Source organism: Sulfitobacter sp. 1A15299 (genome assembly GCF_043556915.1).
In the GTDB taxonomy this organism is placed as follows: Bacteria; Pseudomonadota; Alphaproteobacteria; order Rhodobacterales; family Rhodobacteraceae; genus Sulfitobacter.
Genome location: NZ_JBIFFJ010000008.1, coordinates 79,567 through 94,774, shown reverse-complemented (window position 1 = coordinate 94,774; position 15,208 = coordinate 79,567). Strand labels below are relative to the sequence as shown.

The window sequence follows — 15,208 nt, the reverse complement described above, 5'->3', positions numbered from 1 at the left end:
CGCTAGACCTGCCCCTGATCGCCACCTATCTAAGCGACAGATGACAATATCGGGGGCAGATCGTGACATCCCAGATCGAGGTTGAAGCGCTGACCAAAGCGCAGGCAGAGACGGAATTGGCCCGGCTGGCCGAGGTGTTGAGCGCGGCCAATACCGCCTATCACACGGATGATGCACCGGAAATTTCCGATGCGGAATATGACGCGCTCAAACGCCGCAATGCCAAGATCGAAGCGCGTTTCCCGGACCTCAAGCGCGCCGATAGCCCCTCCGAACAGGTCGGCGCGCCGGTTGCCGAAGGCTTTGGCAAGATACGCCATGCGGTGCCGATGCTCTCGCTCGCCAATGCTTTCGACGCCGAGGAAGTCACCGAATTCGACGGACGAATCCGCAAATACCTCGGCCTCGGCGCCGATGCGCCGCTGGCCTATACGGCCGAGCCCAAGATCGACGGGCTGTCACTTTCTCTGCGCTACGAAAACGGCGTGCTGGTCCAAGCCGCCACCCGCGGCGATGGTGCTGTGGGTGAGAATGTCACTGCGAACGCCCGCACAATCCAAGACATCCCGCAAGAGCTCAAGAACGCGCCCGATCTGCTGGAGGTGCGCGGCGAGGTCTATATGAGCCACGCCGATTTTACGGCCCTGAACGCGCGGCAGGCCGAAAGGGGCGGCAAGACCTTTGCCAACCCACGCAACGCCGCCGCCGGATCGCTGCGCCAATTGGACCCCGAAATCACCCGCGCGCGGCCCCTGCGGTTCTTCGCCTATGCCTGGGGCGCGCTTTCGGCCCCCCTGGCCGACACCCAAAAGGCGGCCATCGACCGTTTGGCGGAACTGGGGTTTTCGACCAACCCTCTGACCGCGCTCTGCGAGGGGCCGGGCGAAATGGTCGCCCATTACGAGACGATCGAGGCGCAGCGCGCCACCCTTGGCTATGACATCGACGGCGTGGTCTACAAGGTCGATGACCTCGCCCTACAGGACCGGCTCGGTTTCCGCTCGACCACCCCGCGTTGGGCCGTGGCCCATAAATTCGCCGCCGAACTGGCATGGACCCGGCTTGAGACCATCGACATTCAGGTCGGGCGAACCGGCGCATTGTCTCCCGTGGCGCGGCTGCAGCCGGTCACGGTGGGCGGTGTCGTCGTCTCCAACGCCACGCTGCACAATGAGGATTACATCAAGGGGCTCGACAGCAAGGGGGCCGAAATTCGCGGCGGCAAGGATGTGCGCGTCGGCGACTGGGTGCAGATCTACCGCGCGGGCGATGTGATCCCGAAAGTGGCTGATGTGGACCTGTCGAAACGCCCCGAGGATGCGGCGCCTTTCGTCTTTCCGACAACCTGCCCTGAATGCGGATCGGATGCGATCCGCGAGCCGGGCGATGCGGTGCGGCGGTGCACCGGCGGGCTGATCTGTCCGGCCCAAGCCGTTGAAAAGCTGATCCATTTCGTGAACCGCAAAGCCTTTGACATCGACGGTCTGGGGACCAAACAGGTCGAACAGTTCTACCACGACGGCTGGATTGCAGAGCCTGCGGATATCTTCACTCTGAAAGAGCGTTACGGCAGCGGCGTGCAGCAGTTGAAAAACCGCGAAGGTTGGGGGCCGAAATCGGCCGACAACCTGTTCCAAGCCATTGAAGATCGGCGCGAAATCCCGATGGCGCGGCTGATCTTTGCCTTGGGCATTCGCCATGTGGGCGAGGCGGCGTCGAACCTGATCGCCCTGCACTACGGCGATTGGCAGAGTTTCGAGGCCGCCATGGCCGAGGCGCGCGGGCTGGACGGCCCGGCCTGGGACGATCTGATTGGGGTCGATGGGGTGGGCAGCGTCATGGCAGGGTCGCTCGTGTCGGCCTTCGCGCAGGAGGCGGAGCGCGCCTCCATCGACCGGCTGGTGGCCCATTTGACCGTAGTCCCTGCCGAGCGGCCCGACACCGAAGGCAGCCCCGTGGCGGGCAAAACGGTCGTCTTCACCGGCACTTTGGAGAAGATGAGCCGTGCCGAGGCCAAGGCCCGGGCGGAGCGTTTGGGGGCCAAGGTTTCGGGCTCGGTCAGCGGCAAGACCGACATTCTGGTCGCCGGGCCGGGGGCCGGGTCCAAGGCCAAGAAGGCCGCGGAACTGGGGATCGAGACCTTGGATGAAGACGGCTGGCTGGCCCTGATCGACGGCCAATGAGCGGCAGACCGGAGCAGCTTTTCCCGCTTTTTGCCGGGCTGGAAACGCTCGAAGGGGTGGGGCCTAAGACCGCGCAATTGCTGGGGCAATTGGGCATCGAAGCGCCGCGCGATCTGATCTTTACCCTGCCGCATTCCGGCATCGACCGCCGCCTGCGCGACAGCGTGAAGGACGCCCATCTGCCCGCGACGCTGACCGTCGCCGTGACCATTGGCGCGCATCGCCCGGCCCGCAACAAGGGTGGCGCCTATCGCATCATGGTCGAAGACGCGCAGACCAGTTTTCAACTGGTCTATTTCCACGCGCGGGGTGATTACTGGCAGCGGCACTTGCCCGAAGGCAGCCGCCGCATCGTCTCGGGCCGGGTGGAGTTTTTCGACGGGATGGCGCAGATGGTCCACCCCGATTTCGCGGTGCCGGAGGATCAGGCCAGCAGCATTCCCGATTTCGAACCGGTCTACCCGCTGACCTCCGGGCTGACGCAGAAACTGATGTACAAGGCCACCCGCGGTGCGTTGAAACGGCTGCCGGTGGTGGCCGAATGGGCCGATCCGGGGCAGGTGGCGCAGGCCGGTTGGCCCGATTTCGCCGCCGCCGCAGGGGCCGCCCATGATCCGCAGAAGGCCGAAGACCTGACCGCCACCGCGCCCGCCCGCGAGCGGTTGGCCTATGATGAGCTTTTCGCCCATCAAGTCACATTGGCATTGGCGCGACAGAATGAGCGGCGCAAAATGGGGCGGGCGAACCGGGGCGACGGGCGGCTGCAGCAAAAGGTGCTGTCGTCCTTGCCTTACCGCCCCACCGGCGCGCAGCAGCGCGCGATCGAAGAGATCACCGCCGACATGGGCCGTGAGACCCGGATGAACCGCCTGTTGCAGGGCGATGTGGGGGCGGGCAAGACGCTCGTGGCCTTCATGGCGCTCTTGCGCGCGGTTGAGGCGGGAGGACAAGCGGTGCTGATGGCACCGACGGAAATCCTTGCCCGTCAGCACCTTATGGGGCTTCAACCGCTGGCGGAACAGGCGGGCGTTGTGCTGGAACTGCTCACCGGGCGCGACAAGGGGGGCGAGCGTCGGGCCAAGCTCGCGGCGCTGGAACGCGGCGATATCCAAATCCTCGTCGGCACCCATGCGGTCTTTCAGGCCGATGTCAGCTTTGCCGATCTGCGCCTTGCCGTGGTTGACGAACAGCACCGTTTCGGCGTGCGGCAGCGGCTGGAACTGGGCCGCAAGGGGAAGCTCGCCGATGTTTTGGTGATGACCGCCACGCCGATCCCGCGCAGTCTGGCGCTGGCGCAATACGGCGATATGGATGTGTCGATCCTCGACGAAAAGCCCCCCGGGCGGCAGCCCATTCGCACCGCGCTCGTCTCGACCTCACGGATGGATGAGGTCATTGATCGGATGCGCCATGCGATCGGCGAGGGGCGGCAGTGCTACTGGGTGTGTCCGCTGGTGGAGGAAAGCGAGGTCAGCGATCTTACGGCGGCGGAGGACCGGTTCAAACGTCTGCGTGCCGCTCTGGGCGAGGGCGTTGTCGGGCTGGTCCACGGCCAGATGCCGCCCGCCGAGAAGGACGCCGCCATGCGCGCCTTCCAAACGGGGGAGACCAAAGTGCTGGTCGCCACCACGGTGATCGAAGTCGGCGTTGACGTGCCCAATGCGACGATCATGGTGGTGGAGCGGGCCGAGATTTTCGGTCTCGCGCAGCTACACCAGTTGCGGGGTCGGGTCGGTCGCGGCTCAGGCGCCTCGACCTGCCTTTTGATGTATCAAGCGCCGGTGAGCGAGACGGGCCGCCAGCGGCTTGAGGTGCTGCGCGAATCCGAGGACGGGTTTGTCATCGCCGAAACCGACCTGCAGATGCGCGGTACGGGGGATTTGATCGGCACCGCGCAGTCCGGCGTGCCGCGTTTCCGCGTGGCGGACCTAGAGCGTCAGGCGGGCCTGATGGCGGTGGCGCAATCGGATGCCCGTAAGCTTTTGGTCGATGACCCCCGCCTCGAAGGGCCGCGCGGCAAGGCCGTGAGGGTGCTTTTGTGGCTCATGCGGCAGGACGAGGCGATCCGTTTGATAACAGTGGGTTAGCGCATATAGACTCTTTATGTTCGCGGATGTTCTCAAAAAGTTCTTTACTTGCGGGTGAAGAAGTGAGAACAAAGAGGCAACACAGATAAGGAGGTACTGATGATGACTTACACTGCCCTGAAATCTATCGCCGTCAGGTCACAGGCCACGTTGTTGCAAGATGCAGCAGGGGCCGCCGCTTTGATCGTGATGTTGGTGGTAGGTCTGCATCTGCCCGCCTTTATCTGAGTTCTGCCAAGGCTCTCATGCCGCTTTGCCGCTGCATCCGTCCCAATTTGATGCGCCGACTTGCCTGTCCGCGTCGGGTTTCGGCAAAGCGGGTCCCACATGAGGCACGCCGACTGACGCCGCCATCCTTCGCAGGATGTGCGGCGTTTTTTTGGCTTTCAGGGGGAGCGTTGTAGAGACTGGCGGCGATCAGCGTTCGCCCGCGTCCGCAGGTGCCTCGGCCTCTTGCATCGCCTCCGTCAAGGCTTCGATGCTAAGCATGATAGAGGCATGGCGGTTTTTATAGGCCGTGGCGGGGGTCAGCACTTCGAAACCGTCAAAGGGGGCATCCGGCACCGGGCCTTCGCCCTTGAGCATGGCGCGCAGTTGATCGCGGGCGGTTGTGATCTGCGCAAGCGACCTGCCGGGGGCGGCATCGCCCACCACGGCGGCGGCGGCCTGCCCCAGAGCGCAGGCTTTCACGTCCTGCTTCATCTCGACCAGATGCCCATCCTTAACCCGCACATCGACTGTCACGGTTGAGCCACAAAGCGGAGAGCGGCGCTTCACGCTGGCCTGCGGCGCTTGCATTCGGCCCAAGTGGGGGATCTCGGCCGCGAGTGCGAGAATGCGCGCGGAGTAGAGCTTGATGAGGTCCGTCTCATCCGACATGGGCTGTTCCTTTTCGTGCTGAAACCCTACATAAGCGCCGCAGAGACAGATGCAAATATTTCGACGAGGTGCCCGATGACATTTGATCCTGCAAGCCTTCAGTTCAACGAAGCGGGTCTGATCCCGGCCATCGCGCAGGACGCCGAGACCCACGAGGTGCTGATGCTCGCGTGGATGAGCGCCGAGAGCATTGCGCGCAGCCTTGAGAGCGGCAAGGTCACCTATTGGAGTCGCTCGCGGCAAGCGTTCTGGGTCAAGGGCGAAACCAGCGGTAATGTGCAAAAGCTCGTCGAGATGCGTGTCGACTGTGACCGGGATTGCCTATTGGTGATGGTCAATCAGACCGGGCCGGCCTGTCACACCGGGCGGCGAAGCTGTTTCTACACCGGCATTCAAGACGGTGAAGAAGTCGAACTGATGAAGGCAATGGATTAAGACCGCGCGCTAAAGTCCGACGATTTCACGAATTTCTTCGGGTGTGGTGCCGTTCTCGCGATAGAGCGCGATGGCGCGGGCGTCATCGCGTTTGGCCAGTCGTTTGCCGCTGTCGTCGCGGATCAAGCGGTGATGATGATACAGCGGCGTGGGCAGGTCCAGCAGCGCCTGTAGCACCACATGAATGTAGGTCGCCTCGAACAGATCGGCCCCGCGTGGGACCAGCGACACCCCCTGCGCGGCGTCGTCGAGTACGACGGAGAGGTGATAGGACGTGCCCATGTCGCGGCGGGCCAAGACCACATCCCCGACCGTGTCGATCAACTGATCGGGCGAGAGGGTGATCTTTCCGGTTTCGGCATTCGGCCCCTGGCCGTTTTCGGTGAAGATTAGCCTGGTATTCCCAAGTTTTTCCAGTGCCTTACGCATATCGAGGCGCAGCGCGCCTCTGCCTTTGGGGTGGCCTGCTGCGCGGCAGGTGCCGGGATAGATGAGGCCATCGGGGCCATAGACGGGTTCAGCTCCCTCTTGCGGCGCGCTGGTGGCGGCGGCGATGTCGCGGCGGTTGCAGGTGCAGGCATAGAGCAGGCCGCGCGACCAGAGGGCGTCTAGGGCGGCTTGATAGGCCGCCATTCGATCCGATTGCCGCAGCACAGGTTGCGACCAATCGATGCCGAGCCATGCAAGGTCTTCGTAGATCTGCGCCTCCCAATGAACGCGCGCGCGGGATTGGTCGATGTCTTCGATCCGCAGCAGAAAATCGCCGCCTGCCGCCTGTGCCAGATCATGGGCCAAAAGCGCGGAATAGGCGTGGCCGAGGTGCAGCGGCCCGGTTGGGGATGGCGCGAATCTGGTGGTAAGTGTCAATTCTTTTCAATCAGATATACGGTAGACTTCATGTCGATCCCGGGCAGGTGCGGCCCTTCCTCGGCAAAGAGGAGGATTGCCGCGCCGCAATCGGTCCATTCGTGGATCATGCCCAAAGCGCCGCGATCTTCCAGTGCCTTTTCGTTGAGCGAAAATAGCAACTTACCGCCCTTTGCTAACCCATGCATCAGCGTATCGAAAAGGGTGATCGGGGCCGCACCGGGGCCGATCACGCCGATGGCGCTGATCGCGGCATAAGCGCCGGGCGCGAAGGGGAGTGGGGCGTCAACGTCGAGTTCTAACAGGTTGCGGTATATGCTTTTTCTGCGCGCTTCCGCCAGCATGGCGGCGGATACATCGCCGCCGTCAATGGTGGTGAAGCCCGCCTGTTTCAGCGCCGTGCCGGACATCCCGGTGCCGCAGCCGATATCAAAGATCGGCAGGTCTTTGTCGTCGAGAAATTCGGCGAGCGTGGCAGCGGCGCGGTCGGGCGTGGCGTAGCCCTGCGCCTTGATGTCCTCGTCATAGCTGCGCGCCCATTCGTCATAGAGGCTGCGGATCACCTTCGTGTCCCGCGCCGCGTAGGCCTTGTCAAAGAAATGCTGTGTCATCCCCCTAGGATATGGGGGATGGGCGCAAGGATCCAGCGTTAACCCCGGTCGCGTTAACCTTGATCAAGCCATGCCTGCCAATCGGCCTTTGCGCGATCGGTATAGGCTTTGTAGCGGTCCTTGCGGCCCCGGCGGCCCGATTTCAGCCCTTCGACCGGGGGGAAAAGGCCGAAGTTCACGTTCATCGGCTGGAAGGTCTTTGCCTCCGCGCCGCCGGTGATATGGGTGATCAGCGCGCCCATGGCGGTGCTGTCGGGCGGGGTGGGCAGGCTGCCGCCTTTGATTTCAGCAGCGGCCATGCGGCCCGCCAGCAGGCCCATGGCGGCGCTTTCGACATAGCCTTCGACACCGGTGATCTGACCCGCAAAGCGGATATTGTCGCGGCTGCGCAGGCGCATCTGGTCGTCGAGCAGTGTCGGCGAGTTGATGAAGGAGTTCCGGTGGATGCCGCCCAAGCGGGCGAAGCGTGCATTTTCGAGCCCCGGAATGCGTTTGAAAACATTCGTTTGCGCGCCGTACTTCATCTTGGTTTGGAAGCCGACGATATTGTAAAGCGTGCCCAGTTTGTTGTCGCGGCGCAGTTGCACGACGGCATGGGCCTTGACCTCGGGCTGGTGCGGATTGGTCAGCCCCACGGGTTTCATCGGGCCGTGGCGCAGGGTTTCGCGGCCCCGTTCGGCCATGACTTCGATGGGCAGGCAGCCGTCGAAATAGCCTGCGGTTTCGCCCTCGCGGAACTCGGTTTTATCGGCGGCCAGCAGCGCGTCGATGAAATCGTCGTATTGCTCTTTGTCCATCGGGCAGTTGAGGTAGGCGGTGCGCTCTTCCTCGGTCTCGCCCTTGTCATAGCGCGACTGCATCCAGGCTTTGGACATGTCGATGCTGTCGTAATAGACGATGGGCGCGATGGCGTCGAAAAAGGCCAGCGCCTCGGCGCCGGTCTCGGCCGCGATGGCTTCGGCGAGCTTGCCAGAGGTCAGCGGACCGGTGGCGATGATCCATTTGCCATCGCGCGGCAGTTCGGTGATCTCGCCATATTCCACGGTGATATTGGGGTGGGCGAGCAGCGTGTCCGTGACGCTCTGCGCGAAGGGGTCGCGGTCTACCGCCAATGCGCCGCCTGCGGGCAGGCGGTTCTTGTCGGCGCAGGCCATGATCAGCCCATCGGCGGCGCGCATTTCCCAATGCAGCAGGCCCACGGCGTTCTGTTCGTCATCATCCGAGCGGAAGGAGTTGGAGCAGACCATCTCGCCCAGAAGCCCGGTTTGGTGGGCGAAGGTTTCGACCTTGGGGCGCATTTCGTGGATCACGACCTTCACGCCCGCGTTCGCCGCTTGCCAAGCCGCCTCTGATCCGGCCATGCCGCCGCCGATGATGTGCAATGTATCTGTCATGGGGGCGATGTAGGGCAGGGCAGCGTCGCACGCAACAGGCAAGAGGGCGCGATGAGGCTGCGGGAGAGGAATGGTTTTGGGGTCGCCGCTGCGGGAATGGTCGGTCAGTGAGAGGCTGACCCGGAGGGACCTTCCGCCCGCGGCGACCCAAAATCATCAGGGTTTCTAAGCCCTAACATAACCATGCCGTGATTTTGCCAGATTTGCCAGCCCCGGCGTGGCAACAAAGCCTGACGGTTTTGGAAACAATCATTGGGGCCAATCGGGGCGGCGTTTTTCCAAGAAGGCGTCGATGCCTTCGCGCGTTTCGGCCTCAAGCATGTTGCGGACCATGACCTCGCCCGTAAAGGCGTAGGCCTGTTCGGTGGGCATCTGCATCTGTTGGTAGAAGGCACCTTTGCCATGGGCGACGGCGGTGCCGAGTTTGGCGGCGATCTTCTTGGCCAGCGCCTCGGTCTCTTGGGCCAGTTGGTCGCGCGGTACGGCGCGGTTGATCAGGCCCAGTTCAGCGGCGCGGGGGGCGGAGATGAACTCTCCGGTGGTGAGCATCTCGAACGCCTGTTTGCCCGGGATGCTGCGGGTCAGGGCGACCATGGGGGTGGAGCAAAAGAGGCCGATGTTCACGCCGTTGACCCCAAAGCGGCAGTCATCCGCGGCGATGGCCAGATCGCAGGTGGCGACAAGCTGGCAGCCCGCGGCGGTGGCGATGCCGTGTACTTGGGCGATGACCGGTTGCGGCAGGCTTTGGATGCGGGCCATCAGGGCGGCGCAGCGGTCGAAAAGGTCTTTGAAGGCGGCGGCTCCGCCGTCTTCGGCTTGGCGCATGGCGGTCATCTGGCGCAGATCGTGCCCTGCGCAGAAGGCTTTGCCTGCGCCCGACAGGATGATGACCCGCGTGGTGCGGTCTTGGGCCAATTGGTCGAAACGCGCGTGCAGGGCGGCCAGCATTTCATCCGACAGCGCGTTCAGCCGCTCGGGGGCGTTCATGCGCAGGTGGGTCACCGGCCCGCGTGCCGTAACGTCAAGAATTGCCACCTTGCCCTCCCCGGTTGATCGCGCCAACGTTACGCCGAGGACAGCAGGGAGGACAAGTATGGCCGTGGTGATGGATGCGGAGGCGTTGGAAGCCTTCATGCGGGAGGTGTTCGATCAGGTGGCGGATGATTTCGCCGTGGATCATGTGGCCGAGAACGAGATCACCATGCGTCTGTTGACCAGCCGTCGCCACCTGCGCCCCGGAGGCACCGTTTCGGGGCCGTCGATGTTCGCGCTTGCGGATGTCTCGGCCTATCTGGTGACGCTGGCGATGATCGGTCCCAAGGCGTTGGCGGTGACGACGAATTGCTCGATAGATTTCATGCGCAAACCCTTGGCGGATGTGCCGCTGGTGGCCCATGCCAAGCTGCTGAAGCTGGGGCGGCAGCTGTCGGTGACGGATGTGTTGATCTATTCCGAAGGGTCGGACAAGCCGGTGGCGCGGGCCGGGCTGACCTATGCGATTCCGCCTGCGTCAATGGGGTGAGGGGCAGAGTTTAGGGCCAGCGCCTGACCGTGGGGTGGCGATTGCGACGCTGGTCCATGCCACTTTAGGGCGCAGCCGTGATGCGCCTTATCGCAGAAGCGCCCAGCCTCACCAAATCGCCAGCCCGCCAAGATGGGCAGGCGATGGCCCGGCGCCTGCTGCTTGATTCCGGGCCGAGGAATTCTCAGAGGCCACAAAAAAGGGCCGGGAAAACCCGGCCCGAGGAAGAGGTCTGGCAGCCGCCACAGGGAAGCTACGCCTGCCAGAACACGCGGGAAGCCTCGGCTGAGGCTTGTTCCGGTGTAAGTCCCGCATCTTCAAGCTCCCAAGGTTCGAGCGCGGCAAGCGCGATCCGGGTGCGTCGGCGGGCCGCCCATGTGGTCACGACCGCCGCAAAGCGCAGCGCAATCACCGCAGGGACCGGCAGGGCGCGGTATGTCATCAATGTCATTGCATCAGCGGTAAGGGGGCGTGCCTGTGTCATGGGGGAACTCCTTGAATTTGTATTGACGAAATTGTATTGACACAAAGTGTAGAATATCTACAGGTGCAACGGTACAAAGCGCGATACAATTTGACCACAGGAATATTGTAATGGGTACAATTTGGCAGCCAGAGTTGGCCGAGGGGCAGGGGCCGAAGTACAAGCTCGTCGCGCTGACCATCCGGCAGGGGATCAACTCCGGCGCTCTGGCGGTGGGGGATAAGCTGCCGCCGGTGCGAGAACTGGCGTGGCAATTGGGGATCACTCCCGGCACCGTGGCGCGGGCCTATACCATCCTCACCGATGAGGGTCTGTTGGAGGCCGAGGTGGGCCGTGGCACCTTTGTTGCCCCGCCGCAGGCGGCCATTCGTGAGGATGTCTGGAACCGCGAACAGGACAGCTGGATCAAGGAGTTGGAGGTCGCCGACACCGATGCGGTCAGCCTCTTTAGTCCGCGGCTGCCGGACATGGGGCAGGTGGCGCTGATCCGCAGCGCCCTGCGGCAGGTGGCGGATGTGCCGGGCGAAGACCTGATGAATTATCCCACCCGTGACGCCTATGCCCCGGTGCGGCAGGCGGTGGTCGACTGGCTGTCGCATCTCGCGCTCGGGCCGTTGAACGAACGAGACGTCGTGCTTTCGCACGGCGGGCAGAGTGGGATTGTATTGGTACTGCAAGCGATCCTTTCAGGACCAAAGCCGGTGATGCTGGTCGAAGACCTCTCCTACGCCGGGTTTCGCCGCGCGGCGGAGGTGCTGCGCGCCGAGGTGGTCGGCGTGGCAATGGACGCACACGGCGTTCTGCCTGAGGCGCTGGACAAAGCTGCGCGCGACAGCGGGGCGCAGGTCTTTTGCACGACGCCAGAGGTGCATAACCCCACCGGCAGCCACACCAGCCTTGAGCGGCGGCGCGCGCTGTTAAAAGTTGCCAAACGGCATGGGTTGGAGATCCTGGAGGATGATTGCTACCGCATGGGGCTCGCCCGCGCGCCGAGCTATCGCTCGCTCTGGCCGGAACATGTCTGGCATGTCTCTTCGATCTCAAAGGAATTGACGCCCGCCCTGCGCGTCGGCTTTGCGCTGGCCCCGGCGGGGCGCTCGGCGGATCTGCGGCGGGTGGCGGAATACGGGTATTTCGGCCTTGCCCGGCCCTTGGCCGAGGCGACGCGGATCCTCCTGACCGACCCGCGGCTCAAGGCGATCTGCGCGGATATTCGCGAAAGACTGGCGGAATATGTCGAAGTGGCGGTGAACCATCTGGGCGGCCACGATTTGGAATGGTCGCGCGATGTGCCCTTCCTCTGGCTGCAACTGCCGCCGGGGTGGCGGGCCGCCGGGTTCTGCCGCGCGGCAGAGGCGCAGGGCGTGCAGATCCGCTCTGCCGATGAATTCGCCCTGCGCGATGGCCGCGCGCCTCATGCGGTGCGCATCGCGGTGAACGCCCATGTCTCCCTGCGCTCTTTCGAGGCGGCGATGCAGCGGCTGCGCTGCCTTCTCGACAATCCACCGGAGCAGATCAGCGTGTAGAAATATGGGGTATTATTATACCTAAATCACAACGCATTGTTTTGGCTAGAAAAATCAGAGATTGCTGCGCTTGACCCGGCGATGCAGAGGTTTATAACGCCTCCATCAGACACCGGGCGGGGAATCCTCGTTCCGACCAACCTCAAACGGGAATTCATCCATGAAAACCTTTTCTGCGACACCGGCAGATATCGACAAGAAATGGATCATCATCGACGCCGAAGGCGTCGTGCTGGGCCGTCTCGCCTCGATCGTTGCCATGCGCCTGCGCGGCAAGCACAAGCCGTCCTTCACGCCGCATATGGATTGCGGCGATAACGTGATCGTCATCAACGCCGACAAGGTGCAGATGACCGGCAAGAAGCGCGAAGAGCACTTCTACTGGCACACCGGCCACCCCGGTGGCATCAAATCGCGCACCAAGGCACAGATCCTCGAAGGCGCGCATCCTGAGCGTGTTGTGACCCAAGCGGTCAAGCGCATGCTGCCCGGCAACCGCCTGAGCCGCCAGATCATGACCAACCTGCGCGTCTATGCAGGTAGCGAACACCCCCATGAGGCGCAGAGCCCCGAAGTTCTGGATGTCAAATCCTTGAACAAGAAAAACACGCGGAGTGCATGAGCATGGCTGACGAAATCAAATCCCTCGACGGTCTGGAAGCAGCCGTGACCGACAACATCGGCGGCGTGCAGGGCACCGAGACCGAAGTGACCCCCCGTGAGCCGGTTCGTGACGAACTGGGCCGCGCCTATGCCACCGGCAAGCGTAAAGACGCGGTCGCCCGCGTTTGGATCAAGCCGGGCTCCGGCAAGGTCATCGTGAACGGCAAGCCGCAGAACGAATACTTCGCGCGCCCCGTGCAGCAGCTGATCCTCGCCCAGCCTTTCGGCATCACCAACACCGAAGGCCAGTTCGACGTGATCGCGACTGTCAAAGGCGGCGGTCTGTCCGGTCAAGCGGGCGCGGTCAAGCACGGCATCTCCAAAGCGCTGCAACTCTACGATCCCTCCCTGCGCGGTGCGCTGAAAGCGGCAGGCTTCCTGACCCGCGACAGCCGTGTCGTCGAGCGTAAGAAATACGGTAAGGCCAAAGCGCGCCGGAGCTTCCAGTTCTCCAAGCGTTAAGCTTACCGGTCATATTCTGCGAAAGGGCTGCCCTTTGGGGTGGCCCTTTTTCGTTGCGGTGGGCATGGCTGGCCGCGGCACATGAGAAAGGCCGCCGCGGTCTCCCGCAACGGCCTTAGGGTCGGATCGCTTCTGATCCTAAAGCGGCTCAGCCGCCGATTTCGTAGCTTACGGTGAAGCCCAACACGCCGTCGCCATCGTTGGTGTCTTCGTAGAGCGCTTCGAAGGAGACGCCATCGCCGAAGTCATAAACGGCACCGGCTTCGGCATAGATGTTGTCGTCGCGGTCGCTGTTGCCGATGAGGCCAACGGCGGTCCAACGCTCGGACAGGGGCGCTTCAAACGCGACTTCCTGATCGCTTTCGCCAGTGTCGGGGTCGATGATCACGGCGAATGCGCCCGAGGCGTCACGCCCGATGGGGAAGCCCAGCGTCGCTGTGATCTCTTCGCTGTGATCTCTTCGCTGTGATCTTTGGAATCGTTCAGCCAGATGTAGCCATAGGTCAGATCCCAACTCAGGCCTTGACCGAATTCCGCGCCGTAGCCGAGGTTCGCTTCGAATTCGACGTCATCGGTGGGGTCTTGGTAAAGCGATGTTGCGCTCAGTCCGGTGTGGAAGCCGCCGTAGGTCAGCTCGACGAAGCCTTCGACTTCGTTCTCAAGGTGATCGAAGTCATCCGACGTGTTGAACCGTGTCGCGGCAGAGACGCCAGCGGTCCAGCCAACCATGGAGGTCATGCTGCGGTCTTCGATGACCGGGTCGAAACCGGTGGTGACGTTTTCCTGCGCATAGGCAGCAGAAGAGAGCAGCCCGGCGGTAAGGCCGAACCCGATAAGATGTTTGATATTCATGGCATTTGCCTAGTTTTGGACCGTGGCTTGTCTGCGACTGGCGAGGTCGGTTGTGAAGGCTTCTGGGATAGGGCGCTCACCGGGGGCGGCAAGGCCCGATTGCGCATATCTGGCATGCGTTAGAACATAACATTGTGATCGACGGAAATTTCGCCCAAGCCGTTGGTTTTTCTGGGGCGACGTGGTTCCGGGCGGGGCTGTGCCTGCCTATATCGGTCCCAACACAGGAGACAGTCATGCAGTATTCAGTTCTCGACCTTGCGCCCGTGCCCGAAGGGTCGGACACCCCCACCGCCATCGCCAATTCCGTTGCTTTGGCACAACTGGCCGAGGCCAAGGGCTATCACCGGTTTTGGATGGCGGAGCATCACAACATGCCCGGCATCGCTTCGGCGGCGACCTCGGTTCTGCTGGGGCATGTGGCGGATCACACGAAAGAGATTCGCGTCGGCGCAGGCGGGGTGATGCTGCCCAACCATGCGCCCTTGGCCATTGCCGAACAGTTCGGCACGCTGGCGGCGATTCATGGCGACCGGATCGATCTGGGGCTGGGCCGCGCGCCGGGCGGAGATCAGGCGGTGATGCGCGCGATGCGCCGGGGCATGAGCGCGGGCGACCAGTTTCCCGATGACGTGGCCGAGTTGATGGCCTATCTGGGCGCCCCCGATCCCCGCGCGCCGGTCCGCGCCCATCCGGGTGAGGGGACGCATGTGCCGATCTGGATCCTCGGTTCTTCGCTCTATGGCGCGCAACTGGCAGCGCATTTCGGGCTGCCCTATGCCTTTGCCTCGCATTTCGCGCCGGATGCGTTGGAAGAGGCCACGGCGATCTACCGCCGGGATTTCAAACCGTCCGAAGCCTGCCCGAAGCCGCGTTTCATGCTGGCGGTGAACGTCTTTGCCGCCGACACGGATGAGGAGGGCGCTTATCTGCGGACCACCATGCAGCAGGCATTTGCCCGTCTGCGCACAGGCCGTCCCGGCAAGCTGCCGGCCCCGGTGCGTGACATCGACGCCGAGATCGGCGCGGGCCTGCGCCAAGGGGTCGACCACGCGCTGCGCATCTCTGCCGTGGGCAACCCTGAGACGGTGAAACGCCAGCTTGAGACGCTGATCGCACAGCACCGCCCCGATGAGGTGATCCTGACCGGGCAGATCCACGATCACAGCGCAAGGCTGCGCTCGTTCGAGATTGCGGCGGATGTTTTGCAGGAGATGAAAGTGGCGGCCTAAGGGCCGCCGAC

At 63.2% G+C, this 15,208-nt stretch carries 17 protein-coding genes; 9 read left to right on the top strand and 8 right to left on the bottom strand.

What is annotated here, in order from left to right:
- Positions 1-62: 62 nt before the first annotated feature.
- The 3 genes from ligA to ACGYK7_RS10975 all read left to right on the top strand — a co-directional run bounded on the left by ligA (position 63) and on the right by ACGYK7_RS10975 (position 4,498).
- A complete protein-coding gene (gene ligA, locus ACGYK7_RS10985) occupies positions 63-2,183 on the top strand; it encodes an NAD-dependent DNA ligase LigA (RefSeq protein WP_394402131.1) in 2,121 nt (706 codons plus the stop codon).
- A complete protein-coding gene (recG, locus tag ACGYK7_RS10980; protein ID WP_394402129.1) occupies positions 2,180-4,270 on the top strand; it encodes an ATP-dependent DNA helicase RecG in 2,091 nt (696 codons plus the stop codon). Before ligA ends, recG begins: the two co-directional genes overlap by 4 nt.
- A gap of 99 nt (positions 4,271-4,369) precedes the next feature.
- Positions 4,370-4,498, top strand: coding sequence for a hypothetical protein (locus tag ACGYK7_RS10975; RefSeq protein ID WP_269451604.1), 129 nt, complete (start codon positions 4,370-4,372; stop codon positions 4,496-4,498).
- 189 nt (positions 4,499-4,687) lie between these two features.
- On the opposite strand, the gene ACGYK7_RS10970 is transcribed toward ACGYK7_RS10975, so the two are convergent.
- The gene (locus tag ACGYK7_RS10970; RefSeq protein ID WP_394402127.1) at positions 4,688-5,149 is read right to left on the bottom strand and encodes an iron-sulfur cluster assembly scaffold protein; all 462 of its coding nucleotides are present in this window, start codon (positions 5,147-5,149) and stop codon (positions 4,688-4,690) included.
- 75 nt (positions 5,150-5,224) lie between these two features.
- On the opposite strand from ACGYK7_RS10970, the gene hisI reads away from it, so the two are divergent.
- Positions 5,225-5,584 carry a phosphoribosyl-AMP cyclohydrolase gene (gene hisI / locus ACGYK7_RS10965; protein WP_394402125.1) on the top strand — a complete coding sequence of 120 codons (360 nt, stop codon included), beginning with the start codon at positions 5,225-5,227 and terminating at the stop codon, positions 5,582-5,584.
- A 9-nt stretch (positions 5,585-5,593) separates the two neighbouring features.
- On the opposite strand, the gene gluQRS is transcribed toward hisI, so the two are convergent.
- From gluQRS to ACGYK7_RS10945, 4 genes are all read right to left on the bottom strand, one after another.
- A complete protein-coding gene (gene gluQRS / locus ACGYK7_RS10960) occupies positions 5,594-6,451 on the bottom strand; it encodes a tRNA glutamyl-Q(34) synthetase GluQRS (protein ID WP_394402124.1) in 858 nt (285 codons plus the stop codon).
- Positions 6,448-7,062 carry a class I SAM-dependent DNA methyltransferase gene (locus ACGYK7_RS10955; protein ID WP_394402122.1) on the bottom strand — a complete coding sequence of 205 codons (615 nt, stop codon included), beginning with the start codon at positions 7,060-7,062 and terminating at the stop codon, positions 6,448-6,450. Before ACGYK7_RS10955 ends, gluQRS begins: the two co-directional genes overlap by 4 nt.
- 53 nt (positions 7,063-7,115) lie before the next feature.
- Positions 7,116-8,456 (bottom strand): methylenetetrahydrofolate--tRNA-(uracil(54)-C(5))-methyltransferase (FADH(2)-oxidizing) TrmFO, encoded by a 1,341-nt coding sequence (gene trmFO, locus ACGYK7_RS10950; RefSeq protein ID WP_394402121.1) that lies wholly within the window; start codon positions 8,454-8,456, stop codon positions 7,116-7,118.
- Between the two features lie 249 nt (positions 8,457-8,705).
- Positions 8,706-9,491 (bottom strand): enoyl-CoA hydratase, encoded by a 786-nt coding sequence (locus ACGYK7_RS10945; RefSeq protein ID WP_394402119.1) that lies wholly within the window; start codon positions 9,489-9,491, stop codon positions 8,706-8,708.
- A 58-nt stretch (positions 9,492-9,549) separates the two neighbouring features.
- On the opposite strand from ACGYK7_RS10945, the gene ACGYK7_RS10940 reads away from it, so the two are divergent.
- Positions 9,550-9,978 carry a PaaI family thioesterase gene (locus ACGYK7_RS10940; RefSeq protein ID WP_209218884.1) on the top strand — a complete coding sequence of 143 codons (429 nt, stop codon included), beginning with the start codon at positions 9,550-9,552 and terminating at the stop codon, positions 9,976-9,978.
- A gap of 253 nt (positions 9,979-10,231) precedes the next feature.
- Here the strand turns inward: ACGYK7_RS10940 and ACGYK7_RS10935 are convergent, their stop codons facing one another.
- Positions 10,232-10,429: a DUF1127 domain-containing protein gene (locus ACGYK7_RS10935; RefSeq protein ID WP_333909710.1), complete on the bottom strand. Its 198-nt coding sequence runs from the start codon at positions 10,427-10,429 to the stop codon at positions 10,232-10,234.
- A gap of 143 nt (positions 10,430-10,572) precedes the next feature.
- Here ACGYK7_RS10935 and ACGYK7_RS10930 point away from each other — a divergent pair, with 143 nt between their 5' ends.
- The 3 genes from ACGYK7_RS10930 to rpsI all read left to right on the top strand — a co-directional run bounded on the left by ACGYK7_RS10930 (position 10,573) and on the right by rpsI (position 13,113).
- The gene (locus tag ACGYK7_RS10930; protein WP_394402116.1) at positions 10,573-11,988 is read left to right on the top strand and encodes a PLP-dependent aminotransferase family protein; all 1,416 of its coding nucleotides are present in this window, start codon (positions 10,573-10,575) and stop codon (positions 11,986-11,988) included.
- Between the two features lie 160 nt (positions 11,989-12,148).
- Positions 12,149-12,610, top strand: coding sequence for a 50S ribosomal protein L13 (gene rplM, locus ACGYK7_RS10925; RefSeq protein ID WP_067266879.1), 462 nt, complete (start codon positions 12,149-12,151; stop codon positions 12,608-12,610).
- A 2-nt stretch (positions 12,611-12,612) separates the two neighbouring features.
- Positions 12,613-13,113, top strand: coding sequence for a 30S ribosomal protein S9 (gene rpsI / locus ACGYK7_RS10920; protein WP_067266905.1), 501 nt, complete (start codon positions 12,613-12,615; stop codon positions 13,111-13,113).
- A 148-nt stretch (positions 13,114-13,261) separates the two neighbouring features.
- Here the strand turns inward: rpsI and ACGYK7_RS10915 are convergent, their stop codons facing one another.
- Positions 13,262-13,501 carry a hypothetical protein gene (locus ACGYK7_RS10915; protein WP_394402113.1) on the bottom strand — a complete coding sequence of 80 codons (240 nt, stop codon included), beginning with the start codon at positions 13,499-13,501 and terminating at the stop codon, positions 13,262-13,264.
- Positions 13,498-13,965, bottom strand: a complete 468-nt coding sequence (locus tag ACGYK7_RS10910) for a hypothetical protein (protein ID WP_394402110.1) — start codon at positions 13,963-13,965, stop codon at positions 13,498-13,500. Before ACGYK7_RS10910 ends, ACGYK7_RS10915 begins: the two co-directional genes overlap by 4 nt.
- Before the next feature lie 236 nt (positions 13,966-14,201).
- On the opposite strand from ACGYK7_RS10910, the gene ACGYK7_RS10905 reads away from it, so the two are divergent.
- Entirely contained in the window at positions 14,202-15,197 is a 996-nt protein-coding gene (locus tag ACGYK7_RS10905) for an LLM class flavin-dependent oxidoreductase (RefSeq protein ID WP_394402107.1), read from the top strand.
- Positions 15,198-15,208: the final 11 nt, after the last annotated feature.

Bases quoted from the DNA above. Each gene is read 5' to 3' on its own strand.
- recG (WP_394402129.1), top strand. From the start codon at position 2,180: ATGAGCGGCAGACCGGAGCAGCTTTTCCCGCTTTTTGCCGGGCTGGAA.
- ACGYK7_RS10975 (WP_269451604.1), top strand. From the start codon at position 4,370: ATGATGACTTACACTGCCCTGAAATCTATCGCCGTCAGGTCACAGGCC.
- ACGYK7_RS10970 (WP_394402127.1), bottom strand. From the start codon at position 5,149: ATGTCGGATGAGACGGACCTCATCAAGCTCTACTCCGCGCGCATTCTC.
- hisI (WP_394402125.1), top strand. From the start codon at position 5,225: ATGACATTTGATCCTGCAAGCCTTCAGTTCAACGAAGCGGGTCTGATC.
- ACGYK7_RS10955 (WP_394402122.1), bottom strand. From the start codon at position 7,062: ATGACACAGCATTTCTTTGACAAGGCCTACGCGGCGCGGGACACGAAG.
- trmFO (WP_394402121.1), bottom strand. From the start codon at position 8,456: ATGACAGATACATTGCACATCATCGGCGGCGGCATGGCCGGATCAGAG.
- ACGYK7_RS10940 (WP_209218884.1), top strand. From the start codon at position 9,550: ATGGCCGTGGTGATGGATGCGGAGGCGTTGGAAGCCTTCATGCGGGAG.
- ACGYK7_RS10935 (WP_333909710.1), bottom strand. From the start codon at position 10,429: ATGACATTGATGACATACCGCGCCCTGCCGGTCCCTGCGGTGATTGCG.
- ACGYK7_RS10930 (WP_394402116.1), top strand. From the start codon at position 10,573: ATGGGTACAATTTGGCAGCCAGAGTTGGCCGAGGGGCAGGGGCCGAAG.
- rplM (WP_067266879.1), top strand. From the start codon at position 12,149: ATGAAAACCTTTTCTGCGACACCGGCAGATATCGACAAGAAATGGATC.
- rpsI (WP_067266905.1), top strand. From the start codon at position 12,613: ATGGCTGACGAAATCAAATCCCTCGACGGTCTGGAAGCAGCCGTGACC.
- ACGYK7_RS10910 (WP_394402110.1), bottom strand. From the start codon at position 13,965: ATGAATATCAAACATCTTATCGGGTTCGGCCTTACCGCCGGGCTGCTC.
- ACGYK7_RS10905 (WP_394402107.1), top strand. From the start codon at position 14,202: ATGCAGTATTCAGTTCTCGACCTTGCGCCCGTGCCCGAAGGGTCGGAC.